Origin of the sequence: Lapidilactobacillus concavus DSM 17758, from assembly GCF_001435835.1 — a bacterium.
Classification (GTDB): domain Bacteria; phylum Bacillota; class Bacilli; order Lactobacillales; family Lactobacillaceae; genus Lapidilactobacillus; species Lapidilactobacillus concavus.
This window is the reverse complement of the sequence record NZ_AZFX01000049.1, coordinates 1-266: the sequence shown is the minus strand read 5'-3', so window position 1 is coordinate 266 and position 266 is coordinate 1. Positions and strand designations below refer to the sequence as shown.

Genomic DNA, 266 nt, shown 5'->3' with positions numbered 1-266 from the left:
CTGCATATTGACGACCACGAATTCATCGTTTTCGTTGGGCCTTCTGGCTGTGGGAAGTCAACGACATTGCGGATGATCGCCGGCTTGGAAGATATTACCAAAGGCGATTTAAAAATCGGTGGCAAAGTGATGAACGACGTTGCGCCAAAAGATCGCGACATCGCCATGGTTTTCCAGAACTATGCCTTGTATCCACATATGACCGTGTTCGATAACATGGCGTTTGGTTTGAAACTGCGTAAATACGAGAAGGCTGATATCAAGAA

The 266-nt window shown here is 46.2% G+C and carries 1 protein-coding gene; it reads left to right on the top strand.

The genetic code is table 11. The annotated features are described in order from the left end of the window. Window positions 1-266: ATP-binding cassette domain-containing protein (locus tag FC15_RS05320; protein ID WP_157051245.1), on the top strand; the 266-nt coding region annotated here is incomplete at both ends.